General features: G+C 67.3%; 21 protein-coding genes. 10 read left to right on the plus strand and 11 right to left on the minus strand.

Features of this window, described 5'->3' with window-relative positions:
• Positions 1-7: 7 nt before the first annotated feature.
• Both F8197_RS00550 and F8197_RS00555 read right to left on the minus strand, forming a co-directional pair.
• On the minus strand, positions 8-847 hold the full coding sequence (locus tag F8197_RS00550) for a universal stress protein (RefSeq protein ID WP_152879106.1): 840 nt from the start codon (positions 845-847) through the stop codon (positions 8-10).
• Positions 848-868: 21 nt separating this feature from the next.
• The gene (locus F8197_RS00555) at positions 869-1,414 is read right to left on the minus strand and encodes a MaoC/PaaZ C-terminal domain-containing protein (protein ID WP_152879108.1); all 546 of its coding nucleotides are present in this window, start codon (positions 1,412-1,414) and stop codon (positions 869-871) included.
• A gap of 138 nt (positions 1,415-1,552) precedes the next feature.
• Between F8197_RS00555 and F8197_RS00560 the strand changes: the two genes are divergently transcribed.
• From F8197_RS00560 to F8197_RS00585, 6 genes are all read left to right on the plus strand, one after another.
• Complete coding sequence (locus tag F8197_RS00560; RefSeq protein WP_152879110.1) at positions 1,553-3,331, plus strand: alpha/beta hydrolase; 1,779 nt, start codon at positions 1,553-1,555, stop codon at positions 3,329-3,331.
• Positions 3,332-3,338: 7 nt separating this feature from the next.
• Positions 3,339-3,803, plus strand: coding sequence for a universal stress protein (locus F8197_RS00565; protein ID WP_152879112.1), 465 nt, complete (start codon positions 3,339-3,341; stop codon positions 3,801-3,803).
• Between the two features lie 21 nt (positions 3,804-3,824).
• Positions 3,825-4,685, plus strand: a complete 861-nt coding sequence (locus F8197_RS00570; RefSeq protein ID WP_152879114.1) for a universal stress protein — start codon at positions 3,825-3,827, stop codon at positions 4,683-4,685.
• A 16-nt stretch (positions 4,686-4,701) separates the two neighbouring features.
• Positions 4,702-7,200, plus strand: coding sequence for a cation-translocating P-type ATPase (locus F8197_RS00575; protein WP_152879116.1), 2,499 nt, complete (start codon positions 4,702-4,704; stop codon positions 7,198-7,200).
• A gap of 139 nt (positions 7,201-7,339) precedes the next feature.
• Positions 7,340-8,380: an HD domain-containing phosphohydrolase gene (locus F8197_RS00580; RefSeq protein WP_152879118.1), complete on the plus strand. Its 1,041-nt coding sequence runs from the start codon at positions 7,340-7,342 to the stop codon at positions 8,378-8,380.
• Between the two features lie 11 nt (positions 8,381-8,391).
• A complete protein-coding gene (locus tag F8197_RS00585) occupies positions 8,392-10,776 on the plus strand; it encodes a hybrid sensor histidine kinase/response regulator (RefSeq protein WP_152879120.1) in 2,385 nt (794 codons plus the stop codon).
• Between the two features lie 38 nt (positions 10,777-10,814).
• On the opposite strand, the gene F8197_RS00590 is transcribed toward F8197_RS00585, so the two are convergent.
• On the minus strand, positions 10,815-12,164 hold the full coding sequence (locus F8197_RS00590) for a chloride channel protein (RefSeq protein ID WP_152879122.1): 1,350 nt from the start codon (positions 12,162-12,164) through the stop codon (positions 10,815-10,817).
• A 243-nt stretch (positions 12,165-12,407) separates the two neighbouring features.
• On the opposite strand from F8197_RS00590, the gene F8197_RS00595 reads away from it, so the two are divergent.
• The gene (locus F8197_RS00595) at positions 12,408-13,037 is read left to right on the plus strand and encodes a phosphatase PAP2 family protein (RefSeq protein WP_152879124.1); all 630 of its coding nucleotides are present in this window, start codon (positions 12,408-12,410) and stop codon (positions 13,035-13,037) included.
• Positions 13,038-13,197: 160 nt separating this feature from the next.
• The gene (locus F8197_RS00600) at positions 13,198-14,370 is read left to right on the plus strand and encodes an aldose epimerase family protein (protein ID WP_152879126.1); all 1,173 of its coding nucleotides are present in this window, start codon (positions 13,198-13,200) and stop codon (positions 14,368-14,370) included.
• A gap of 4 nt (positions 14,371-14,374) precedes the next feature.
• Here the strand turns inward: F8197_RS00600 and F8197_RS00605 are convergent, their stop codons facing one another.
• The 4 genes from F8197_RS00605 to F8197_RS00620 form a co-directional block, all read right to left on the minus strand.
• Positions 14,375-15,490: a hypothetical protein gene (locus F8197_RS00605; protein WP_152879128.1), complete on the minus strand. Its 1,116-nt coding sequence runs from the start codon at positions 15,488-15,490 to the stop codon at positions 14,375-14,377.
• Positions 15,491-15,498: 8 nt separating this feature from the next.
• Complete coding sequence (locus F8197_RS00610) at positions 15,499-18,225, minus strand: TonB-dependent receptor (protein WP_152879131.1); 2,727 nt, start codon at positions 18,223-18,225, stop codon at positions 15,499-15,501.
• Positions 18,226-18,358: 133 nt separating this feature from the next.
• The gene (locus F8197_RS00615; protein WP_152879133.1) at positions 18,359-19,657 is read right to left on the minus strand and encodes a hypothetical protein; all 1,299 of its coding nucleotides are present in this window, start codon (positions 19,655-19,657) and stop codon (positions 18,359-18,361) included.
• A 75-nt stretch (positions 19,658-19,732) separates the two neighbouring features.
• Entirely contained in the window at positions 19,733-20,800 is a 1,068-nt protein-coding gene (locus F8197_RS00620; protein WP_152879135.1) for an alkene reductase, read from the minus strand.
• 98 nt (positions 20,801-20,898) lie between these two features.
• Between F8197_RS00620 and F8197_RS00625 the strand changes: the two genes are divergently transcribed.
• Together F8197_RS00625 and F8197_RS00630 are read left to right on the plus strand one after the other, a co-directional pair.
• Positions 20,899-21,807, plus strand: coding sequence for a LysR family transcriptional regulator (locus F8197_RS00625; RefSeq protein WP_193333294.1), 909 nt, complete (start codon positions 20,899-20,901; stop codon positions 21,805-21,807).
• Between the two features lie 194 nt (positions 21,808-22,001).
• Complete coding sequence (locus tag F8197_RS00630) at positions 22,002-22,370, plus strand: response regulator (protein ID WP_152879139.1); 369 nt, start codon at positions 22,002-22,004, stop codon at positions 22,368-22,370.
• 17 nt (positions 22,371-22,387) lie between these two features.
• On the opposite strand, the gene F8197_RS00635 is transcribed toward F8197_RS00630, so the two are convergent.
• The 4 genes from F8197_RS00635 to F8197_RS00655 all read right to left on the minus strand — a co-directional run bounded on the left by F8197_RS00635 (position 22,388) and on the right by F8197_RS00655 (position 25,534).
• Positions 22,388-23,020 (minus strand): ABC transporter ATP-binding protein, encoded by a 633-nt coding sequence (locus F8197_RS00635; protein WP_152879140.1) that lies wholly within the window; start codon positions 23,018-23,020, stop codon positions 22,388-22,390.
• A 9-nt stretch (positions 23,021-23,029) separates the two neighbouring features.
• A complete protein-coding gene (locus F8197_RS00640) occupies positions 23,030-24,289 on the minus strand; it encodes a hypothetical protein (protein WP_152879142.1) in 1,260 nt (419 codons plus the stop codon).
• A gap of 307 nt (positions 24,290-24,596) precedes the next feature.
• Positions 24,597-25,052: an RES family NAD+ phosphorylase gene (locus tag F8197_RS00650; RefSeq protein ID WP_152879144.1), complete on the minus strand. Its 456-nt coding sequence runs from the start codon at positions 25,050-25,052 to the stop codon at positions 24,597-24,599.
• Complete coding sequence (locus tag F8197_RS00655; protein ID WP_152879146.1) at positions 25,049-25,534, minus strand: antitoxin Xre/MbcA/ParS toxin-binding domain-containing protein; 486 nt, start codon at positions 25,532-25,534, stop codon at positions 25,049-25,051. The genes F8197_RS00650 and F8197_RS00655 overlap by 4 nt, the downstream gene beginning before the upstream one ends.
• Between the last annotated feature and the right edge of the window lie 38 nt (positions 25,535-25,572).

Consider the following 25,572-nt stretch of genomic DNA (forward strand, 5'->3'; position numbering starts at 1 on the left):
CCCGGCGTCAGTGCGCCATCAGCACCGGCACGGTCATCGACTGCAGCACGCGCCGCGTGACGCCGCCAAGCAGGATTTCGCGCCAGCGCTGGTGGCCGTAGGCGCCCATCACCAGCAGGTCGGCGCTCTGGTCGGCCGCCAGCGAGAGCAGGGCGGCGCCCACGTCGTAGCCGGCATGGGTGACCTGCTGCACGACCTCGAGCCGCACGCCGTGCCGCGCCAGGTACGGTGCGATGTCGGTGCCGGGCAGCTCGGCCAGCTGGCCATCCCTGGCCCGTTCGAACATTGCCAGCGTGACCTTGGCGCTGTTGCGCAGCAGCGGCAGGGCATCGGTGACGGCGCGCGTGGCCGCGCGGCTGCCGTCCCAGGCCACCAGCGCGTGGCGGTCGAGGTGGTGAAAGGCGCCCGCGTACGGCACCAGCAGCACCGGCCGTCCGCCGTGCAGCGCGAGGTGCTCGGGCAGCTGGCCCAGCATCGACGGGCCGGTCAGGGCCGGGTCGGTCTGGCTGAGCACCACCAGGTCGGCAAAGCGCGCCTGCTGCACCAGTCCAGCGTCGGCCTCGTCGTTGCTGCAACGCCGCTCGTAGCTGATGCCGGCTGTACGCGCCTGTTGTTCGAAACGGTCGAGGGCGAGCTCGGCATCGCGTTTGAGTTCGTTGAGGTGGTCCTGGGTGAGCGGGCCGCCGTACGTCATGTTCATGTTGCGGTAATACTCTGCCGTGATGCCGGTCAGCGCGCAGCCGACCAGGTGCGCCTCCTCGGCTGCCGCCAGGTTGACGGCCAGCGCGATGCGCGCTGGTGCATGCGGCGACTGGTCGACATGGACCAGGATGGTTTTGTAGGACATGGCATTCTCCTTCGGGAACGGTCAGGGTGGGACGGAATGGGGGGTGCCGGTGTTGTACCGGGCCAGCAGCACCGCCAGCGCGGCCGGCGCCGTGCGCGTGAGCTGCGCCGCGCGCGCGCGCGGCCAGCGCACCTTGACGGCGGGGGGCAGCACGGTGGCCACGCCGGTCAGCACCAGGGCGCCGCCCTGGTTCCTGATCTCGCAATCGAGCGTGACGTGGCCACTGCTATCGTCCTTGGCCGTGACGGTGGCCGTGACGCGCAGCTCGTCGCCGAGGTGCACGGGCCGGAGGAACTGCAGCGTTTGCGCCAGGTAGATGGTGCCCGGTCCGGGCAGCGCGGTGCCCAGCAGCCGCGAGACCAGTGCCGCGCTCCACATGCCATGGGCGACCACGCCGTGGAATGCGGTCTGGCTGGCGTAGTCAGGATCGAGATGGGCGGGGTTAATGTCGCCCGAAACCACCGCGAACGCCAGGATGTCTTCCTTGCCCACTGTGCGCGCCAGGCGCGCCGACTGGCCGATGTGCAGCTCGTCGTAGGTGATGTTGTCGATGGTGTCGTGGTCCATGGCCGTCTCTGCTGTGTGGGTGCGATGGTGGCGCAAACAGTGTAGGACGGGGTGATTGGCGAAGTATTTGATTTCGATCAAATACTTCCCACGACATCAATCAGCATAATCACTGCACATCCTTGAACGGGAGCGCATATGAAGTCATCGCCGCTACGTGTCGTCGCGCGCCAGTCGCCCGCGCTGGTGCCGCCTGCTTCGGCCGCATCGCTGCGACCGGACGGCCAGGACCCGCTGGACATGTCCTTCAAGAGCCTGGTGGCAAGGGCCACCGGCGGCATCTCGCCGCTGGCCATGGGACTGGCGTTCCAGGACTGGTACCTGCACCTGCTGGTGGCGCCGGGCAAATGTGCTGAGCTGGCCGGGTGCTGGGCCGGCGCCCTTGCCGGGGCACCCGCCGGCACCGAGCCCGGTGACGACCGCCGGTTTGCCGATCCGGGCTGGAGCGCCTGGCCGTTCCACCGGTACGCCTGGAATTTCAGGCAGGTCGAACATTTTTGGCAGCGCGCCACCAGCGGCGTGGCCGGGGTGGGCCCGCACCATGCCGAGGTGGTGCGCTTTGCGGCGCGCCAGCTGCTCGACATGTGGGCGCCGTCAAATTTCCCCTGGACCAACCCCGAGGTATTGCGCGCCGCCTGGGCGAGCGGCGGCGCCAGCCTGGCGGCGGGCTGGCGCAACTGGCGCCAGGATGCGTGCCGCCACCTGGCGCCACCCGGCGCTGCCGTCTCCGAGCCGCTCGGCGCGCCTTACGTCCCCGGTGTTGACGTCGCGCTCACGCCCGGGAAAGTAGTGTTCCGCAACGCCCTGATCGAGCTGATCCAGTACAACCCGCAAACCGACGCCGTCTACCGCGAGCCCGTGCTGATCGTGCCGTCCTGGATCATGAAGTATTACATTCTCGACCTGTCGCCGCACAACTCGCTGGTAGGCTATCTGGTGCGCAAGGGCCACACGGTGCTGATGATTTCATGGCGCAACCCGGACGCTGGCGACCGCGATCTGGGCCTGGCCGATTACCTGCGCCAGGGCTTGCTGGCCGGGCTGGCACAGGCCGGCGCCGTGGGCGGCGGCGCGCCGGTGCACGCGGTCGGCTACTGCCTGGGCGGCACCCTGCTGGCAATGGCCGCCGCGCTGCACGGCGACGACCAGGTGGCCGGGCGCAAGCCGCTGCCGGCCCCGCTCGCGTCCATCAGTTTGATCGCGGCGCAGACCGATTTCAGCGAACCGGGCGAGCTGGGCCTGTTTATCGACGACAGCGAATTGGCCTTTCTCGACGCCCTGATGTGGGAGCAAGGCTACCTGACCGGCGACCAGATGGCGGCGTCGTTCCAGTTGCTGCATGCGCGCGACCTGGTGTGGTCGCGGATGATGCGCGAATACCTGCTGGGCCGGCGCAGTGCGCCGAACGACTTGATGGCCTGGAACGCCGACAGCACGCGGCTGCCGTTCCGCATGCACAGCGAGTACCTGCACCAGCTGTTTCTGCGCAACGACCTGGCCGAGGGCCGCTACCTGATCGACGGCAAACCGGTGCTGCTATCGTCGATCATGGCGCCGATGTTCGTGCTGGCTACCGAACGCGACCATGTTTCGCCGTGGCGGTCCGTCTACAAAATCCACCAGCTATGCGATGTGCCGGTCGAGTTCGTGCTGGCCTCGGGCGGCCACAACGCCGGCGTCGTGTCCGAACCGGGCCATCCGGGGCGCAGCTACCTGAGCCTTGCCACCGGGCCGGCACGGCCGCGCCGCACCGTGGCCGCGCAATGGGTTGAACACGCGCACCGCACCGAAGGGTCCTGGTGGCCGCACTGGCAGCACTGGCTGGCGCGGCATTCGTCGCCGCACAAGGTGGCGCCGCCCGCGCCGCCGGCACCCGTGCTGGGCGCCGCGCCCGGGCTGTACGTCGTCCAACCATGACGGGGCAATGATGTTTACCCATATTTTATTTCCCACCGATGGCGGTGCACCGTCGCTCGAGGCGATCGTGCCGTGCGCGCAACTGGCCAGGTCGCTCGGCGCGCGCATCACGGTGCTGCACGTGTCCGCGCCGCTGCATTTCGTCGCCATGCGTCCCGCCCTGCTGACTGACATGGCGCCGCTGTACGCGGTGCACCGCCGCGGCGTAGCGCATGCCTGCGCCGAACAGGTGGCCGCTGCCGCCAGATACCATGGCGTGACGTGCGACACGCTGGTGGTAGAGCACGAGTTGCCGTACCAGGCGATTGTCGAGGCCGCCAGCAGCCATGGCTGCGACCTGGTGGCGATGGCCTCGCATGGCCTCGGCGGCTGGCGTGCGCTGCTGATCGGCAGTGAAACCCACAAGGTGCTGGCGCACAGCGCCGTGCCGGTGCTGGTATTGCGTCAGCCCGCAGGCGACGCAGCGCGGTGACCATTTCTACAGGAGGGCACCATGTCCTATCGAACCATACTGGTTAACGTCCAGCCGGGGCCGCACAGCGAGCAAATTGCCGCCTGCGCATGCCGTTTGGCGCATGCCCATAACGCCCATATGGTAGGCCTGGCCAGCACCGGCCTTAACGAACTGGTGTACCAATGCAACGCGGCCGCACCTGGCGTGGCCTTGCTGCCGGACGACCTGGGCGTATTTCAGGGCAGTGCCAGGCAGGCCCTGCAATCATTCTCGGCGCTGGCGGCGCGCATGGGTGTGGCATCGCCCGAGCAGCGCCTCACCGACGACAACCTGCTTGCCGCGCTGGCCCAGCAGTCGCGCTATGCCGACCTGGTCGTTGTCGGACAGGAGACCGATCCCTGCGCGCTGCGGGCCCCGGCCGGCGCCTTTGCGCCCGAGCACCTGATACTGCACAGTCCGCGCCCGGTGGTCGTGGTGCCGGCGGCGGACAGCCAGCACCGTCACCGCACCGGCACGCAAATCGGCGAGCGCCTCGTGCTGGCCTGGGACGGCGGCATGGCGGCCAGCCGAGCAGTGGAAGCGGCATTGCCGCTGCTGCGCCAGGCGACGCTGGTCACGCTGGCCGTGTTCAATCCTGGCGCACATTACAACGCCCACGGGGCGCTGCCCGGCGCCGATCTGGCCACCTACCTGGCGCGCCATGCTGTGTCCATCGAGATCGTGGTGCGCGAGGCCGGCGACGCGGTCAGCGATGCCCTGCTGGGCCTGTGCGGCGAGACTGACGCCGACTTGCTGGTGATGGGGTGCTACGGCCACGCGCGGCTGCGCGAGCTGCTGCTCGGCGGTGTCTCGCGGGCGATCCTGCACCACATGACATTGCCCGTGCTGATGGCACATTGAGTGGGGCCACCACATCATGGCCGTGCCGACCACCGCCGAACCGGCCGAGGGGCTGACCAGCGCCGAGGCTGCTGCCCGGCTCGCCGCGCAGGGCGCCAACGCATTGCCGGCCGCGCGCGAAGAGAGGCGCTGGCGCCTGCTGGTGGAGGTGGTCACCGAGCCGATGTTCCTGCTGCTGGCGGCTTGCGGCGCCATCTACCTGCTGCTCGGTGACCGTGGCGAGGCGCTGATGCTGCTCGGCTTCGTGGTCATCGTGGTCGGCATGACGTACGCCCAGAAGCGCCGCACCGAACGCTCACTCGCCGCATTGCGCAGCATGGCGTCGCCGCGCGCGCTGGTACTGCGCGACGGCCGGCCGCAACGCATCGCGGCGCAGGGGCTGGTCGAAGGCGACCTGGTGCTGCTGGCCGAAGGCGACCGGGTGCCCGCCGACCTGGTGTTGCTGGCCGCGTCCAACCTGGCGTTCGATGAATCGATGCTCACTGGCGAGTCGGTGCCGGTGTCGCGGTCGGCAGGTGCGACGGTGCACGCGGGTACCCTGGTCACCGGCGGCACCGGGCGCGGCCGCGTGGCTGCCACCGGGGCGCGCAGCGCCATCGGCCGCATCGGTGTTTCGATGGCGACCATCGCGCCGCAGGCAACACCGATCCAGCGCCAGACGCGCCAGGTGGTTCGGCAGGTGGCCACTGGCGGGTTGTTGCTGGCAACGCTGCTGTGCCTGCTTTACGGGTGGCTGCAAGGAGACTGGCTGCGCGGCCTGCTGGCCGGCCTGACCCTGGCAATGGCGGTGCTGCCCGAAGAACTGCCGGTAGTATTGACGTTATTCCTCAGCATTGCCGCCTGGCGACTGGTGCGCCGGCGGGTGCTGGCGCGCAGCATGCCGGCCATCGAGCAGCTTGGCGCCACCACCGTGCTGTGCGTGGACAAGACCGGTACGCTGACAGTCAACCGCATGGCGCTGGCACAGCTCTGGTCTGAGCGCAGCGGCGCGATGGTGCCCGGCGCCAGCATGCCGGCGGACCTGCGGGCGTTGCTCGAACACGCGGTGCTGGCCAGCCACCGTACCGCGTTCGATCCGATGGAAGCGGCCCTGGGTGCGGCTGGCGACCAGTGGGGTGCGGCTGCGCCAGCATCATGGCAACCGCTGCGCGACTACCCGGTGGCGCCGACGCTGCTGGTCATGTCGCGCGCGTGGCGGGCGCCGGGCCGGCTTGCTGCGGTGGCCGCCAAGGGCGCGCCCGAGGCGGTTGTGGCCTTGTGCGGGCTGGCGCCGGCACGGGCGGCTGCCGTGACGGCGCAGGTGGCCGCTCTGGCGCAGCAGGGCTTGCGCGTGCTCGGCGTAGCGTGCGCTACGGCCGATGCGGCCGCGCTGCCGGCGGTGCAAACCGGCTTCGATTTCACGTTTCTCGGCCTGGTCGCGCTGGCCGATCCGCTGCGGCCCGAGGTGCCCGCCATGGTGGCGCAATGCCATGCGGCAGGCGTGCGGGTGGTGATGATCACCGGCGACCATCCGGCTACTGCCATCGCCATCGCGCGCCAGGCCGGCATTGCCACTGGGGCGGCCGCTGCGGCCTGCCTGAACGGGCCGGAACTCGACCGACTCGACGCGGCGCAACTGGCCGCGCGGCTGGCGGCTACCTCGGTGTTTTGCCGCATCGCGCCGCAGCAGAAACTACGGCTGGTGCGCGCGTTCCAGGCGGGCGGCGCAACCGTTGCCATGACTGGCGATGGCGTTAACGACGCGCCCGCCCTGAAGGCGGCCGATATCGGCGTCGCCATGGGCGCGCGCGGCACCGACGTCGCCCGCGAGGCTGCCGCGCTGGTACTGCTGGGCGAAGACTTCGGCGCGCTGCTGGCCGCCGTGGGCGAAGGTCGGCGCCTGTTTGCCAACCTGCGCAAGGCGCTGGTGTTCATCGTTGCCATCCACGTGCCGATCGTGGGGCTGTCGGTGCTGCCCGTGCTGTGGCACGGGCCGATGTTGCTGATGCCGGCGCACATCCTGTTCCTGCAACTGATCATCGACCCCGCCTGTTCGGTGATCTTTGCCGCAGAGCCGCTCGAGCCCGGCGCCATGCGCCAGCCGCCGCGCAGTCCATCCATGCAGCTGTTCGATCGCGCGGTCCTGCGATGCGGGCTGTTGCAGGGAGGCGGCCTGCTGGGCCTGCTGACCGGCATGTACCTGTGGCTGCAGGACGCGGCCGACATGGCCCGCACGGCGGTTTTCGTGACCCTGGTGCTGGCCAACCTGGGGCTGATTTTCAGCAATCGCCGCTGGCGCGCCGCCGAGGTGCGACCGACTGCCAGGCGCAACCGCTACCTTGCGGTCGGCAGCCTGCTGGCAGCGGCGGTACTGGCGCTGGTGCTGGGTGTGGCGCCGCTGCGCAGCCTGTTCGCATTCGTACGGCTCGACCTGCCAACAGTCGCGGTATGCATGCTGACCGCCGTGCTCGGTGTTGCCTGGTTCGAGTTGGTCAAGCTGGTGGCAGGCAGGGGGCTGGCCGGACCTGGTCTTTGACGTGCACGTAATTTGCAACAGGAAATTATTATTAGGTAAATTTCAAGCAAGCAGTTGTTGATTTGAGGCATAATTACCCTCATAAAAGATGGCCGTTCGACCGCATGTTGATCACGGCCGCAAACAAGTGGGTGATGCGATGAAAGTCCTGGTAATCGACGACGACCAGATCAACCTCGATCTGTTTTGCCTGATGCTGAGCATGCTCGACATGGCCACCCCGGTACCGGTTCGGCACGCCCAGGCCGCGCTGGACTGGTGCGCCGACCATACGCCCGACCTGGTGGTGGTCGACTACCTGATGCCCGACATCGACGGCCTGGCGTTTCTGCGCCGCTTCCGCGCCCTGCCGGGCATGCGCGAGGTGCCGGTGGTAATGGTGACCGGCGCCACCGAAGTGGCGATCCGCCACGAGGCGCTGCGTTTGAGCGCCAACGATTTTCTGACCAAGCCGGTCAATGGTATCGAATTCAATGTGCGTATAGGCAACCTGCTGGCGCTGCAACACGCCCGCCAGCAACTGGCGCAGCGCGCGGAGACGCTCGATATTGCCGTGCGCAAGGCCACTGCCGACATCGTTGCGCGCGAACACGAAGCCATCCACCGCCTGTCCCGTGCCGCAGAATTTCGTGATGCCGATACCGGTTTTCACCTGTCGCGCATGGCGGAATATTCGCGCCTGATCGCCGTCCAGCTGGGCCTGCCGGAAGCGGAGTGCGACCTGGTGCGCGATGCGGCGCCGATGCACGACATCGGCAAGGTGGGCATTGCGGACGCGGTGTTGCTCAAGCCCGGACCGCTCAACGACGAGGAGCGTGCCATCATGCAGCGCCATCCGCAGATCGGCGCCGACATCCTGGCCGGCAGCGAATCGCCGCTGCTGCAGGCCGGCGCCGTGATCGCCATCAGCCACCACGAGCGCTACGACGGCAGCGGTTACCCGCACGGCCTGGCCGGTGAAAATATTCCGCTGTACGGACGCATCATTGCCGTGGCCGACGTGTTCGATGCCCTGACCAATGCCCGGCCCTACAAGCCTGCCTGGTCGCTCGAACGGGCGATCGGCTATTTTCATGAGCAAAAGGGCAGTCACTTCGATCCTGCCTGCGTGGATGCGCTGCTGCGCGACATGGATGCCGTGCTGGCGATCCAGCAGCGCTTCCAGCACGCTGGCGTCTGAAGTCTTCGACCATGCCCGATTCCCGGCGCTCCCGTACCCTCATCATCGCCACCGGCGCCGCGCTGTTATTGACCATCGGGGCGACGCTGGGGGGAGCGTTGTACGGCGCCAGGCACAGCGAGGTCGAAGAATGGCGCGAACAGCTCGACGGCACCGCCTTGCTGCTGGCCGAGCAGACCGCGCACGAGATGAGCGCGGCCGAACTGGTGCTCGACGGCATGCTCGAGCGCATCCGCCTGCTAAACGTGCGCGATGGCGGCGACCTGCGCCGGCGCCTCGGCGGCAGGGAGGAGTTCGAACGTCTGCAGGAGCGCAACCGCGTCCTGCCGCAAATCGATGTTGCCAGCATTGTGGCGGCGGACGGCCAGGTCGTCAATTTTACCCGCAGCTTTCCCGCGCCCCCGATCAACCTGGCCGAGCGCGATTACTTCCAGGCGCACCGCGCCCGCGCCGACCTGGGCCTGTACGTCAGCGCGCCGGTGCGCAACAAGGGCAATGGCGCCTGGACGTTCTACCTGTCGCGCCGTATCGCCGCGCCGGGCGGCAGCTTTATCGGCGTGGTGCTGGTGGGGATTTCGAGCCGGCAGCTCAGCAGCTTCTACAGCAAGATCAAGCTCGATGGCGAGGGTACGGTCACGCTGTTCCGGCGCGACCGCACCGTGCTGGCGCGCTGGCCCGCGAACGATGCCCTGCTTGGCACCGTCGCCCGCGATGTGCGCAGCTACGAGGACATCGAGCGCCAGCTGCGCATTGCCGGCACTGAGGTCACGACGATGGCCGCCGAGCGCGTGATACCGCATTACCCGCTGATGATCAAGGTGGCCATCCCGGAGCGGGTGTTCCTTGAACAATGGCGATTCTTTGCCCGCCAGCTGGGACTGGTAGGCATGGTGTGCGCCCTGGCGGTGCTGGTCGCGTGCGTGACGGTCTGGCGCGCCATGCGCAAGCGTGATCTCGCGCTGCGCGAACAGCGCACGCTCAAGGCGGCAGCCGACCACGCCAGCGAAGCCAAGTCGATTTTCCTGGCCATGATGAGCCATGAAATCCGCACGCCGCTGACGGCAATCATCGGCTTCGCCGAGCAACTGGCGCAGCAAGGGCGCACCGAAGCGGGCGAGCTGGGCGCCATCATTGCCCGCAACGGCCAGCACCTGTTGCGGTTGATGAACGATGTCCTGGACATGTCGAAAGTGGAGTCCGGCAAGCTGGTACTCGAGCAAGTGCCGTTTGCGCCAGCCGAGGTGCTCGAGACTGTTTCGGCGCTGATGCGCGGCGCGGCGCGCCAGCGCGCCATCGCCTACAACGCCGCGCTGCGCGAGCCAATGCCGGCGCAGGTGCTGGGCGATCCTACGCGCTGGCGCCAGATCCTGCTCAACCTGGTCTCGAACGCCATCAAGTTTACCGAGCAGGGCGCGGTCGAGGTAACGCTGTGGTACGACCAGGCGCGTGAAGTCCTGATCTGCAGCGTGCGCGACACCGGTATCGGCATGAATGCGCAGCAGGTCGCCGCGCTGTTCGTGCCGTTCAACCAGGCCGACAGCACCGTGGCGCGGCGTTTCGGCGGCACGGGCCTGGGTTTGTATCTGGTACGGCAACTGGCCAACGCCATGGGCGGCGACGTGACGGTCAGCAGCAGTCCGGGCGCCGGGACCACCATGACGGTATCGGTGCAGGCGCCAGTGGTTGCAGCGCCGGCGCTGGCCGCCGCGGCGTGCCCGGAACGCACGCCGCCACAACTGGCCGGACGGGTGCTGGTCGTCGAGGACGGCGCCGACAATCGCATGCTGATCCGCGCGCTGCTCGAGGGCATGGGCGTGGAGGTACTGGGCGCCGACAATGGCGCGCAGGGCGTCGAACGCGCACTGGCGACACTGCCCGACCTGGTGCTGATGGATATTCACATGCCGGTGGAAGATGGAGTGACCGCCACCGGGCGCCTGCGCCAGGCCGGCTTCCAGCGGCCGGTGGTGGCGCTGACCGCCGACGTCATGGTGGCAGACCGCGCACGCTACCTGGCCGCCGGCTTCGACGACTGCCTGGCCAAGCCGATCGACCGCGCCGCCTTCGAGCGCGTGGTGGCGCAGCACCTGCCCAAACCGGCGCTGGCGGCACATTTTTCCGACTTGCCAGGGTTTGCAGCGCTGACCAGGACTTTCCGTGACGGCATAGCGCAGCGGGTGGCCGGGATTGCTGCCGCGCTGGCCGGCGGCGACCTGCCGGCCGCGATTCACGAGGCGCATTCGATCAAGGGCTCGGCAGACACGTTCGGCTGTCCCGAAACCGGGCATTGCGCGCAAGTGCTGGAAGCGGCCTGCCGCAGCGGCGACCGGGCCGGCGTGGCCACGGCACTGGCAGCACTGGAGCAGGCCAGCGCGCGCGAGGCCGCCTGCGCCTGAAACTTGTTCCTGCTCCAGCCCTGGCCGCAGGGGGCGGCTCAGTTCGACGCAGGACCAGCGCCGTGCTGGCGCCGGGGCGGCAGCTGGATCGTCGCCAGCGCCGAATACAGCGGCGGCGTCAGCACGCGCGAGACGGTGCTGGCGATCACCGCGCACGCCATCAGGCTCAGTACCATGCCGTGGCCATCGACCATTTCCATCACGATGATGAAGGCGGTGAGCGGCGCCTGCGTGGCCGCTGCCAGAAAGCCCACCATGCCCAGCGCGATCACGGCCGGCGCATACGGGTAGTTGGTCAGCCACGCCACGTCATGGCCCAGCGCCGCGCCGATCGACAGCGACGGCGCAAAGATCCCGGCCGGCACGCCCGACCACGCGGTCACCCAGGTGGCGATGAATTTAAACAGCGCGAAGCCGCCCGGCACATGGCCGTTGCTGTCCAACAGGGCACGCGTGGCCTCGTTGCCGCTGCCATAGGTGGCGCCGCCGGTTACCGCACCGATCACCGCCACGGCCAGGCCGCAGCCGATGGCGAAGCGCACCGGGTAGCGCTGGCGCCAGCGGCTCGGCGCGTCGGGCGACGTGCCGCGCAAGGAAGCCAGCAGCAGCCGGGCGAACAGGCCGCCGGCCAGTCCCGTCACCAAAGTGACCAGCAGGCCCGGACCCACCAGGGCCAGGCCGATCGGGCCCGGGTGGATCACGCCGAAGTGGGTGCCGTTGCCATAGACCGAGACGGCAATCAGGCCGGCCAGCACGATGCCGGAGACAATCAGGCCGCTGTTGCGCTGCTCGGGTGTGCGCGACAGTTCTTCGATGGCGAACATCACGCCGGCCAGCGGCGTGTTGAACGCTGCTGCAATGCCGGCCGCGCCACCGGCCACCAGCAGCGAGTGCGCACTGACGCCGCTGCCGCGCGGCAGCCAGCGGCGCGCGGTGAGCATGATGCCGGCGGCGATTTGCACCGACGGCCCTTCGCGGCCCAGCGACAGGCCGCCCAGCAGGCCGGCCGAGGTGAGGCCGATCTTGGCCAGGCTCAGTTTCAGCGACACCAGCAAGGGGCGCCTGCCGCCCGACAGCGCCGGGTCGAGCGCGGCCATCACCTGCGGAATGCCGGAGCCGCCCGCGCCGCGCGCGTAGCGCCGCGTGACCCAGACGATGGCGCCGCACAGCAGCGGTGTCCACAGCAGCGGCAACCACCAGCCCACGCTGGCGATATCGAGAAATAGTTCCAGCGCCTGCTCGGCCAGCCTGGTAAAACCGACCACCACCAGCCCGGCGACCGCCGCCGCGCCCACCACCACGGTGCGGGTGATCCATACCTCCGGCGAGGCGAACTCGCGGCGAAAGGCGGTGCGCATGTCGTGCGGGGTTTTGTCTGGCGGCTGCATGGGGGAGTTTTGGGCAAGGGGAGCGTCATTATATTCCGATGCGGGCGAAGGCGTGCTCGGCTGGCGGCGAACCGTACGCCATGCGCGGTATTGTTCTGCTAGCATAAAATCCATTCATGCACATTTTTTTGCGGCGATAGACTTGATACCAGCGATCCTCCCTCATCCCATCAGCCGGTGCGCCGCAGCGGCCACTGCCGGCAGCCTGCTGCCGTTCGTCCACGCCCTGATCGTGTCCGCGCCATGACGGCCGGCCTGTTCGACACCCTGCGCGAACTGAACCTGTCCTGGTTCGCCGCCATCAATGCCGATGCCGGCCTCGATGGCTGGCAACTGGCTGGCGCCCTGTTTGCGGCCGAACGGGTAATCTTGCTCGCGCCCCTGGCGCTGGTGGTGTTGTGGCTCACCGGCCGGCGCGGCACGCGCCAGGCAGCGGTGGAGGCAGCGCTGGCCGTGCTGTGCGGCCTGACCGTCAGCGGCGCGATCGGTGCGTTGTGGTTCCACGACCGGCCGTTCGCGGTCGGCATCGGCCAAACCTTTCTCGCCCATGCGCCCACCAGTTCCTTCCCCAGCAACCACGGCACCATCATGCTGGTAACGGCCCTGATGCTGGCTACCAGCGCGGCGCCGTCGGCTCGGCGCTGGGGACTGGTGCTGCTGCCATTGGCCGTGCTGGTCGCATGGTCGCGGGTATTCGTAGGCGTGCACTGGCCGCTGGACATGCTGGGCGCCCTGGTGCTGGCCGTGGCGCTGGTGGCCGTGTTCCGGCTGCACCTGCTGACGGCGCTGAGCGCGGCCGTCACGGGCTGGGGTGTGGCGGTGCACCGCCGTCTGCTCGCGCCGTTGATTGATCGCGGATGGTTGAGACCGTAGTTCGGAGTTTTGGTGGATAATACAAATGTTGCCATTTGCGCCAGCGCCGTTTTGCGCGACGCAAATGGCACCTGTCCAGCGTAGCGCCGGATGTTCATCTAACAATTGCGGTCGCGGACCTGGTCCGACGGCCTGCATATCTAAAGAGACTGCCAACGACATGAATATTTCCATCAGACCCGCAACGACGATCCTGCTCTCCACCCTGGTCGGCCTCTCGGCCTGCAGCCAGCTGCCAGCGGGCGACAAGGCCTCCGCCATCTCGGCTTCGCGCGCCACGTTCGGCACGCTGTCGAACGGCGCCAAGGTCGAAGCGGTCACGCTGAAAAACGCCGCCGGCATGTCGGCCACGCTGATTTCGTACGGCGCCACCGTGCAAAGCCTGCGCTTCCCGGACAAGCAGGGCAACGCCGCCGACCTGGTGGTCGGCTACGACAACCTGGCCGGCTACGAAACCACCCCGGGCTTCACCAACGTCACGGTCGGCCGCTACGCCAACCGCATCGCCAAGGGCACGTTCGCACTCGATGGCAAATCCTATCCGCTGTCGCTGAGCGAACCGCCGAACACCCTGCACGGCGGCACCATCGGCTGGGACAAGCGCAACTGGGTCGTCAAATCAGTGGACCAGACGGCCGACAAGGCCTCGGTCACCTTCACCCTGACCTCGCCGGACGGCGACCAGGGCTTCCCGGGCACCGTCGTCGCCGACGTGACCTATGAACTCAATAACAACAACGACCTGACCATCCGGTACGGCGCCACCACCGACAAGCCGACCGTGGTGAACCTGACTTACCACAGCATGATCAACCTGTCGGGCATTCCGGCCTCGCGCCTGGCCACCGACGCCGATCTCACCATCGAATCGGACGCCATCCTGCCGGTCGATAAAACCCTGATCCCGACCGGTACGCCGCTGCCGGTGGCCGGTACGCCGTTCGATTTCCGCACGCCCGCCAACGTCACCGCGCGCGCCCGCGCCGAGCACCCGCAGCTGGCGCTGGCCAACGGCGGCATCGACCACAACTACGTTCTGCGCGGCGGCAAAACCGCCACGCCGAAACCGGCCGTCACGCTGGAAGACCGCCAGTCCGGTCGCGGCCTGAAAATCGCCACGACCGAACCGGGCATGCAGGTTTACACCGGTAACTTCCTCAAGGGCGAAATCGTGGGCAAGGGCGGCCAGCGCCTGACCAAGTACGAGTCGATCAGCTTCGAGGCGCAGGGCTATCCCGACGCGCCGAACCAGCCGGCGTTCCCATCGACGCGCCTGGACCCGGGCCAGAACTACTCGCAGACCACGGTGTTCCACTTCTACCAGCTGAAGTAACCCGTTACTGCGGCGCTACCCAGTTCGATTCGCTGGGCGGCGGTGGCGCCGCACTGGAGAGCAGCTTGCCGGTATCGGTATCGTAGCGGAAGGTCTCCACCACCTGCCCGGTCGCCACCCGCACGATGCCGGCGGCCAGGTCGTCGATCACGCTGATGGTCACCGGCGCCTGGCCCATGCATGCGACCGTGGCGCCGGTCTCGAATCCCCGGTTTTCCTGCGCCGGTTTGATCACGCAGGGCGTCGCCCCCGCGCGGCCCAGTTCCAGCCACCCTTCGGGCGTGATGCGGTGCTGGTAGATCGGCCGTCCCCGTACATCCCTGGTTGTAAACAGTTCGCCACGGCCGTAGGTGCGGCCCTGGCCGTCCAAGCTTTTCACCCCCACCACGTTGTGCGTGAGCAGACCGCGCTCGTCAATGTAGTAGTGGCCGATCTGGGTGCCGGCGTTGAGCGGCCAGCGCAGGTGCATGTGCATGTGTGGCGGCGCGTCGGTATGGCCGTGCGGGTAATTGGTGTCAAAGCCCATCACCTGGATCGCGCCCAGCTTTTCCTGCGCCACGAAGTCGCCCAGGCCGGTGCGCCGTATCACTTCGCGCTGGGCGAACTGCAGGTTGTCGGCCGCGCGCCGTTGCAAGGCTGGGAAGGTGCCGCTGGCATAGGCGCCGGCGCGGCGGGCAAGGTCGGCGTGCTCGAAGCGCAGCACCATGCCCGGCTCCACGATATGGGTGGCGAATTCACCGGCCGTCACGGCGTCGCCGGCAACCGGCGGCACCCACACGGTGACGCTATCGCCGTCGACCGTGAATGGCAGGTCGCCGCTTTCGAGCACAACGCGCCTGACGCTGCCGGGCGCAGCGCGGAAGCGCAGATCCAGCGTGCGCCGCGCGGGCAGCGCCAGGGCCACCAGCGTTTCGCGGCGGTTGTCGCGGGCCAGGGCGGGGTCGCCCAGCACCGTGCAGGCGGCGCAACTGTCGGCGAGCAGCGTGACCGGCGCCATGCCGGCGTGGCCCGGTTGCTTGACGAACTTGAGGACCACGGTGACCTGGCCGTCATCGGCCATTGCCGCCGGTGCGGCGATGATCAGCGCGCCGGTCAGCGCTGCCATTAAGGCGATATGCATGCGCGCCATCACAGGTCCGCCTCGTAGGTCAAACCGACAAAGACCGTACGGCCCACCGGGAAGTAATTATTCAACAGTTCGCGGTGGGCGCCCTGGCGCACCACGAACGGTGCGCGCGTCAGGTTCTGGCCTTGCACCACGGCGCGCAGCGAGCGGCTGAGCTGGTAGCTGGCCTGTACATCGACCTGGTTGCGCGCCATCGCCACCAGGTCGCGCTCGCGCGTGTCCTGGTCCACCGATTCGAGCGCCTTGCCGATGCGGTTGTACGACAGGCGCACATCGAGCGGACCGGCCGCATACGACAGCGTGGCGTTGGCGATAAAGTCCGGCTGGTGGATCAATCCGGACGAGCGGCGCGTGGCCGGGCCGCCGTTGGCCACGCTCGCGGCGCTCATCGGCTGGTTGAAGAAGCCCTTGAGCCAGGTGACATTGGTCGAGAAGCCCAGCCCGCGCAGTGGGCGCGGCAGGAACATGAAGCGGTCGGCGATGTATTGCAGCTCGATGCCGCGCAAGCCCGCCCTGGCGGAATTGAGCGGCTGGGCGATGGTCACCTGCGAGTAGGTCCGGCCCTGGTAATCGGTGGCGGGACCGACAGCGCTGGTGGTGAAAATCTCGTTGCGGATATCCTTGTAAAATGCCGCCGCAGAGACGATGCCGCCGCGCGGCAGGTACCATTCGTAGGCCACGTCATAGTTCCAGGCCTCGCGCGGCGCCAGTGCCGGGTTGCCCTGGTTGACGGTCAGGCTGCCGTCGGTGCCGACCGAAAACGTCTTGCGTGCCGCGTACTGGGCGAAGTCGGGACGGCCGATGGTTTTACTCACGCCACCCTTGATGCGCATGTCGGCGTCCAGCTGGTACGTGGCCAGCATGGATGGCAGCAGGAAGCGGTAGTCGCTGCTGCGGCTCGATGGCGTGTAGGCGGTGCTGCCTGCTGCAGTCGGGGCCTGGTAGCCGTCCACCTTGACGTCGGTGCGGTCCTCGCGCACGCCGGCCAGCAGCATCCAGCGCTCGCCTTGGTAAATACCCTGGGCATAGAAGGCTTTCACTTTTTCGGTATCGCGGTAATCGTCGGCGAAGTTGTTGGCCAACTGGTTGGTGGCGATGAACGATGAAGCGTAGGTACTGGTCAGCTGTGCCGCGCGCTGGCGGTCGGGCAGCAGGTAGCCGGCCTGCGGGGTTTCATAAGTGGGGAAACGCGCTGGTATCAGCACACTGGCCAGCGTACCGATGGTCTGCTGGGCGGCCACGTCGCGCGGCACCAGTTCCTGGTAGCGCACGTCCCAGGCCTGCGTGGTCCGCGTCAGGTTGACGCCGAGGTTGAAGCCGAAGCCGCGATCGCCGGGTTTGAAATTGTGCTTGTAATCGGCGCGCACGAAATCGACGTTGTTATCGAGGTCGCGGTTGATGTCGCGCCAGTACAGGCCCTTGTAGTTGGCCGGATCGGTGGCCGCTTGCGGGTTGTCGAAGGCGAGTCGTGGCGCGCCGCCCGCCATCGTGTACGAATATGCCAGCGCGGGCAGGGTCTGGGCGGTGGTGGTGCCGGCCCTGGGATTGGTGGTGTACTTGATCATCTGGCGGTACTCGCGGTACGTCGCCTTGGACGACGATGCCGTCACGCCCACGTCGGCATTGGCGCCCGCTTCGAACAGGCCGTCCACCGTAAATAGATTGGTACGGCGCTTGACCGGCTGATAGGTAAACCCCTGCTGGACGTCGCCCAGCGCGTAGCGCCCGCCGGTGGCGGTGGGCACCACCGCCGAGCCGGGGCTGGTGAGGGTTTCGTAGCGCGTCTCGGTATCCTTGTCGGCATAGTGGCCGGCAAAGGCGGACAGGCGGCTGCGCGCGCCGAAGCGGTATTCGAGCTTGGTATTGAGGCTGGCGCGCTCGCGCAGGTTGTCGAACGCGAAGTCCTGGTTGCGCACCGGCGCCGGCTGTCCCGTCGCCGACAGGTTGTTGAACGGGGTGCGCGCACCGTTGGCAGTAAAGTATGTCCAGCCGGCGCCGCTGGTGTCGCCGGGCAGTTCCGAGAAGGCGTTCGACGGCAGCCGTTGCAGTTCGGCGGAGACCACGATGCCGAACTGGCGGTGGTCGCCGAAGATGGCGGCGCCGGTGGCGTCGGCGCGGCCCGAATTCTTTTGATCGGACAGGAATTTGCCGGCGCTGGAATTGCGTCCCGCGAAAGCGTTGGCGACAAAAAAGCGGTCCTGGTCGCGGGCAAACGCGCTGCGGCTCACCAGGTTGACCTGGCCGCCCAGCGCGTGCGGGTCGTATTCGGCGGTGACGGTCTTGATGGCCTGGATTTGCGACACCAGCCCCGCCGGCAGCATTTCCAGGCGCGCGCCGCGGTAGGTCTGGTCGGCCGAGGCGATCGGCACGCCGTCGACGGTCACCAGGTTGTAACGGCTGTCCAGGCCCCGGATGGTGGCGCGCTGGTAGATGTCGCGGTTCTTGGTGGCGTCGCCGCCGCCCACCACCGACAGGCCGGGAATGCGGCGCGACGCTTCTACGATATTGAAGTCGGGCAGCTGGCCGATATCGTCCTGGCTGACGGCATCGACGATCTGGCGCGTCGCCTTCTTGGTTTGCACGGTGGCGTGTTCGGCCGCGCGCAGACCGCTGACAACGACCTGCTGCACATCGCCTTCCGCCTCCTGGGCGTAAGCGGGTAGGGTGAGCATCACCGCCGCCGCGAGCGGCAGCAGGGGAAGGGGGGCGAGACGGTGTTTGATACGCATTATGACTGCTCCATGGGGGCTGGTTCGAGTGGATCCGGTTGCTTTCCGGTCGATGAAGATCGGAGAAAATGGTAGCAACGCTGAACCGGCCCCGGAGGCCTTTAACAGTCAGTTTTAACGGTGAAAAATACGGTTATTTGATGCGCACGCCGATCACCTGGACGTCGGTGGTGCCCGATGCGCGCAGTGCGCATTGCAGCAGGATTTCGAACGGCCGCACGCTGCCATCGGGCCGCATCGCCCTGGTCAAAACAGCGCGCAAACGGTCGCGGTCGAGCAGGAAATCCATGCCGGCCTCGGTGCCGACCGACGAGGTACCGCCGATCATCAGCACGTGGCCGTTGCCGCTCAGGTTGGGGGTATAGGCCAGCACCGCGAAGCCGTGCTTTTCGCGTTCGGTGCCGGCGAATTCGATCAGCGCGCGCTCTCCGGCGGCCGGGGCGTCGTTGCGCACCAGGATTCTGTCGTTGGGGACGTCGAGGTCGATGTGGTAATTGAGGCGGTCGCGAAACAGCGATACCCACGGGTTGGCGTCGGCAGTGCCCACCAGTACCGCGTTGGACTGCTTGAGTTCATTGAGTTGCAGGTCGCGCGCGTAGCGCACCCGCAGGCCGCGCGGTGCATTGGCCGCCAGCTTGCCCAGCTCCACCGCCAGCGTGACCGAGATCACACCCGTGTAGCGGCGCCAGTGGAAGGGCGGCGGCGCTGGACCGTGGACGTTGTTGGTCGACGCATCGAAGCGTTTGGCGATGTAGTCGTCGAGCGAAATCTGGCGGCCGATGGCCCGCTGGTGCATCACCAGTTCCGAGTCGGCGGGAATGAACAGCGTTTCGTGGCCGGCGAACAGCAGCGACTTCCAGAACGCGTCCACCGGATCGGTTGATTTTTCGGGCGCGGCAAACGCACCGACGATCGCCACCAGCAGCAGTGCGGCAAAAACGCCGAAGATGGTGCGGTACTTGTGGACGCTAAGCAGGTTGCGCCAATGGCGCGGTGCAGGCGATGATTGAATATCCGGCCGCGGTTCGGGTGAGATATCGGTGGGATCGAGCACGAACGGCGCCGGCGAGGCGGCAGCTGGCGCAACAGCGTCATTGGCGACAAACACCGGGCTGTACGAACCGCGTGGAATGGCGATGCGCACCGGATCGCCCAGGCCTTCGCTTTCGTAATACTTGGCCAGGCGCTTCCTCAGCATCGCCGCCGTGGTGCGCACGATGGTGTCTTCGGCCGGAATGTAGTTGTCGGGCCGGCCGAAGACGTGGATGCCGATATGCTGTTCGGTCAGGCGCACGGTCTTGTGGGTGAGTACAGTCTCGCACACGTACGCCAAAAACGAGGAGAGCCGCTCGCTGCGGGAGAATTCGGCGCTTGCCAATACCTTTTCCAATGCCACGCGTTCGGCCGACGGCGCTTCCGGTTCCATGTCCATCGGCGCAGGATAACAAGCCGGTATGACAGGGGCATGACAGGCGCGCCGTCATCCGGCCTGGGTTCAGGCGACGATTCAGGCTTGTTCGGCCAGTGTCGGATAGTCGGTATAACCAACCTCGGTGCCGCCGTAGTAGTTGGCGTGCTTCGGCGCGTTCATCGGCGCATCCTGCTGCAGGCGGGCGATGAAGTCGGGGTTGGCGAGCACCATCTGGCCGTACGCTTCCACGTCGGCCAGACCGCTGGCAACGTCGGCGCCGATCGCCTCGCGCGGCCGGCCGGGGCGGTTCAGTACCAGCGTGCCTTGCCAGGCAGCGCGCAGATCGCGCAGCAGCGTTTCGTCGCCCTGGTCCATCAGGTGCAGGTACGCCAGGCCCAGTTTGTCCAGCGCCGTCACCAGGTGGCGGTACAGGGCTGGACCTTCTGCGCCTTCGGCGATGCCGCCGGCCGTGCTGCCGGGCGAGAGGCGGATGGCGGTGCGGTCGGCGCCGATTTCGTCAGCGACGGCCGCCGCCACTTCCAGCGCAAAGCGTACGCGGTTGGCAATGTCGCCGCCGTACCGGTCGCTGCGCGTGTTGGCGTTGGGTGCGAAGAACTGGTGCACCAGGTAGCCGTTGGCACCGTGGATTTCCACGCCGTCGGCGCCAGCTTCAATGGCGCGGCGCGCGGCCAGGCGGAAGTCGGCCACGGTCGCCTGCACTTCGGCGGTGGACAGGGCGCGCGGCACCGGGATGTCCTGCATGCCGGTGGCGGTAAACATCGGCGCGCCGGGGGCGACCGCCGACGGCGCGACCGGGGTGCGGTGGTGCGGCGTGTTGTCCGGGTGGGACATGCGGCCAGCGTGCATCAGCTGGATGAATAAACGGCTGCCCTGGGCGTGCACGGCGTCGGCCACCGGCTTCCAGCCGGCGACATGGGCGTCGGTGTAGATGCCGGGGGTAGACAGGTAGCCCTGGCCGTCGTCGGACGGCTGCGTGCCCTCGGTAATCACCAGGCCCACGCTGGCGCGCTGGCCGTAATACAGCGCTGCCAGTTCGCCGGGCGTGCCGTCGTACCGGGCGCGCGAGCGCGTCATCGGGGCCATGGCCACGCGGTTGGTCAAATCGTAGCGTCCGGCGCGGACAGGTTGAAACAGTGTGGTCATGATGGTCCTTTCGTGGAGTCGATGCGCTATCATGCACTGCTTATCCAGTGGGATAAATACGGTTTATTGCAATACACTGATCCAAAAATGGAGCAATGATGGCGTTCTTGAACGATATGGCGATCTTCGTGGAGGTGGTGAAGGCCAGGGGCTTTCGTGGCGCGGCCGAGGCGCTGCACATGCCCAATTCCACCATCTCGCGCCGCATCGGCCTGCTGGAAAAGGCCATCGGCCTGCGCCTGCTTCACCGCACCACGCGCAAGGTCGAACTGACCGAGGCGGGGCAGGTGTATTACGAGCGCTGCAAGCGCATTGTGGACGAGGCGCGGCTGGCGCATGAACAACTGGGTGACATGCTGGCGCAGCCCACCGGCACCCTGCGGGCGTCGCTGCCGGTCGATTTCGCGGTGATCTACATGGCGCCGCTGATCGCCGAATTTGCGCAGTTGTACCCGGGCCTCACGTTCGACTTCGACCTCACGCCGCGCCAGATCAACCTGGTGACCGAGCCGTTCGATGTCGCCATCCGCATCGGCGAGCAGGAAGATTCGCACCTGGTGGCGCGCCATTTGGCGTCGTTGACGCCATTTTTGTATGCGTCGCCCGCGTACCTGGAACGCGAGGGAGAGCCGGCCACGCCGGCGCACCTGGCGGGCCACCAGTGCTTCAACATGAATAAAGACGGGCTATGGAACCTGCACGGCGGGGACGAGGTGGCGCAGGTGGCGGTGGGGTGCCGCTACACGCTCAACAGCGTGGGGATGTTACGGCGCCTGGCCACGCTCGACCAGGGCATCATCCTGATGCCGCCGGCCATCGTGGCCGACGACGTGGCGGCGGGCCGGCTGCGCCAGGTGCTGCCGGCATGGCACGGCAAGCCGGTACCGGTGTATGCGGTCACCGAGACGCGGCTGCTGCCGGCCAAGACCCAGCGCTTCATCGAATTCATCAAGCAGCGGCTGGAAGCGGAGCATGGAACTCGCCCACCCGCTGCTGCACGCCCATGACGTTGACAAACGCGCGGACCGAGGGCCTGTGTGGCTGAAAGAGGGGCGTCCCTGTTGGAAGCAAGCACGCGCCCGATATGGCCCGGAATGCTATGATGTCTTTATGTAAAACGATTTACCTCGCCAGCGTTCAGCCACGCGTTACCGCTTTCTTGAATTACCAGTGACATAGCCGCTTACAGCAGGACCGGAATATGGGACAACTTTTAGCGCCACGTCGGGTCTTGATCGTCGACGACAATTGCGATGCCGCCGACATGGTCGGCGCGCTGCTCGAGGCCTGCGGCTGCGCCATCATGGTGGCCTACGGCGGACAGCAGGCGCTGGCCATGGCCGACGACTTCAAGCCCGACGTCATTTTCCTCGACATTAACATGCCCGGCATGGACGGCTACCAGGCCGCCACCGCGCTGCGCCAGCGTGCCAGCGGCAGCACCGCCCGCATCGTGGCGCTCACCGCAATGAACGACGCCGCCTCCCGCGCCACCATGGCCGCCGTCGGCTTCGACGGCCACCTGGCCAAGCCGGCGTCGCTGGAGTCGTTGATCGGGGCCACGCGGTAGGAGCGGCGCACCGGCGGCTATATCTCGGCAGCCGGTCCCGACAAACTGTCGAATGTCAGTACCTGTGCGCCCACCGCCTTGGCAAACGCCTGGTCATGGCTCGACACGAACACCACCGCATTGGCGCTCTTTTCGCGCAGCAGATCGACCAGCACCGCGTGCGCATCGACATCGAGACCGTTCGACGGTTCATCGAGCAGCAGCACGGACGGCTCGCCGATCCACGCCGCCGCCAGCATCAGCTTCTTTTGCGTACCGAGCGACATGTCGCCACAGCGCGTGCCCAGGTGGCGATCCAGGCCGAAGCGTTCGACCACCGCATGCACCTGCGGCGTAAGCGTGCAGCGCTTGGCCTGGGCGACGAACGCCAGCAATTCGCTGCCGGTGATGAACGGGTAGATCGGGCATTCGTCGGGCGCGTACGCGAGCCGCAGCTTGGCCTCGATCGGTTCCTGGTGCAGCGCATGGCCGTCTATCCACACGGCGCCGCTGTCCGGTGGCGTGACGCCGGCCAGCACCCGCAGCAGCGTCGATTTGCCCACGCCATTGGGACCGCGCAGCATGTAGGCGCCGGGCTGGCAGGTCAGGCTGATCGAGCGCAGCACCTGCCGCGCGCCAAACGATTTACACACTTGTTCAACACGCAGCATGGGAATTCCTCAAGTCAGGCAAACGAAGGTAGCAGCAATCCACAAGCCGGTCACGATGGTGCCGATCACCACGGCGTGGCGGTCGGTCACCAGGTGCGGCACCGACAATGCCGCCAGCAGTACGAGATACGACGCGACCGAGGCGGCGGCATGCCCGGGCGTGGTCGCCCCCATGTTCCAGGCAGCGATGGACAGCACCGCCAGCAACGGCAGGCAGCACACGGCCACCACCGCCAGGTCGAATGGCCGCCACCAGCGCGGCGCCAGCGGCAGCGCGCCGAAATAGCTGGCGCTGTCGACATGCGTGAGATGCAGGAAGCGCAGCATGCCGCTCATGATCAGCACCACCACGCCTTGCGCGATCACGATGGTGGGGAAGCTGCGCGCGTCGCCCTCGAATATGCGGGCCAGGCTCCAGGCGCCTGCCGCGATGGCCAGTGCCGTCAACGTTTTGCCGGTCAACTCGTTGCGGCGTTCGCGCCAGAGCAGCGCCAGTGACAGGTGCAAAGGAGCGAAGTGCGCGACTGCACCGGCGCCGCTGCCGGTGCGACCGATACGCGGCGCCTGTATCCTCTTGCGCGCGGTTGGGTCGGCAGGCGGGGGACCGCGCCACAGCACCACCAACGCGCAGGCGCCGACCAGCACTTCGATGGCCAGTGCAGCACGCGTGCCGAAACTGGCGGCGAGCAGCACGCACGCCGCCACCAGCACCAGCGTTTGCAGGCTGGCCAGCCGTTGCTCCAGCACGGCCACCTGCACCAACAGGGCCAGCACCAGCACATCGCCCAGCAGCAGCGTGTGCACGAGCGGGCGATGGTGGCCGATAGTGACCGCCATCGCGCCGATCGCCAGCAGCAGCAACGGTCCGTTGGCCAGTACCAGTACCAGCACATCGACGTGGCGCAACTGGCGCGCCGTGAACGGCAGCGATTTCAGGAACGCCATGAACGGCCCGCCCTCGATCTGCGCGCGCTGCATGCCGGCCCACAGGCCCGCGAACGCCAGCAGCGCCGCCAGGTGCAGGCTGCGCTGGAGCACGTCATGGTGCGGCGCCAGCAAGGAGAGCAGGGGATAAGCCAGCGTGGCGATATTGCTGAGCAGCGAACTGCCCAAGGCCGCGCTCAAGCCAAAGAACAGTACGGCCGCCTGCCAGCGCCGCAGCAGCAGACGTGCAGTGGTGGTTGCGTACCAGCGCAGGCGGTGGGTGAGCAGGGGGAGGGCGAAGATGGTGGGCTCCAGGTCGTGGCACCGTCGCGCCGTCAGTTTCAAGTTCCTTTCGGCGCAATCGCCGGGGGCAGGGCTGCTGCCGCATCGGCAGGCGTGGAGCGAGCGCCTATCTCGCGCAGTTCTGGCCGCGTCGGCAGATCACCCGGCAGCCTGAAATCCCACGCCAGGCCGGCACACTCCATGCCGCGCAGTACCCACCATCCCGGATCCCATTCGCCTTCGGCAAGGCCAAGGCGGGCCGACCCCGGATAGGCGTGGTGATTGTTGTGCCAGCACTCGCCCATTGTCAAGAGCGATGTGAGGTGGATGTTCCGGCCTTGCGCCGCTGCGCCAGGCGACCGGCCAAGCGCTACTTTGCCAGGCGCCGGTCGAATGAAAATGGCCGCAATGCCGTCAGTTGCACCTGCGGGTAGTCCGGGTGCATGGGATTGATGACGAAGTTGGCTTCTTCCGGCACGATCACTGATGGAATTTTCATGGTCAGGGTGTCGCCGCGACGTAGCCAGTCGCCGCCGAACGATTGCGCGGTGGTCGACAGCGGCAGTGCATCCCACCCGTCTGGCAACACCTCGGTGTCGGGCGCGTACACCGCGCTGGCATCGGGCAGGTCCACCGCCACCAACACCAGCGGTGGCCAGGGCGTTGTTCCCAGGTGCACTAGCTTTTCGAGCGAGGTGATGGCGATGGTGCTGCCGCAATACAGCGCCGGCAGGCCGATCGGATTCCAGCGCCCGCCATACATGGCCGCGCCGGAACAGTGCCTGTCGAGCGCGTATTTGCGGTGAGCGATCCGCCAGAGTCTCATAGCGCACCGCCAGTGGCGATGGCGTTGAGCACCTGGCGGACCGCGATGGCGCCGGGCTCGGTATCGAGATAGTCCATGGGCGCCGTATCGTGGAACGTCAGGTTGGGCGTGCGCAGCCAGGCTTTGGCGGCCTCTTCGTCGTCGAACACTTCTTGTGCCAGGCTCATCAAGTCCGCCAGCCGCCACATCCGCTCCGAGGCAGCTGCATCCATCAACGCGCCACGCTTGACCAAGGTGTGGGCTGTGGTTTCCGGCAAGCGTGCAATGCTGCGAATACGCTGGGCCGGAACGTCGAAATAGATGCCGGCATCCTTGATCATGCCAGCGGGAAAACCGATGCGTATCGCATCGACCGCATCGCTGCCTCCCGACAGCTGCATCAGTTCGGCGAAACTGGCGGGCTTGACTTGGTCGGCGGGATCAAGGGGCGCGGTGCGTGGGGCGCGGGGAACGCTACTACCGGTATGGGCCTTCTCTGTCATGATAACCTCCGTATGGAAGTTCAGGTTATACCTTTTGG

This window comes from Duganella sp. FT27W (assembly GCF_009295655.1).
Classification (GTDB): Bacteria; Pseudomonadota; Gammaproteobacteria; order Burkholderiales; family Burkholderiaceae_D; genus Rugamonas; species Rugamonas zoogloeoides.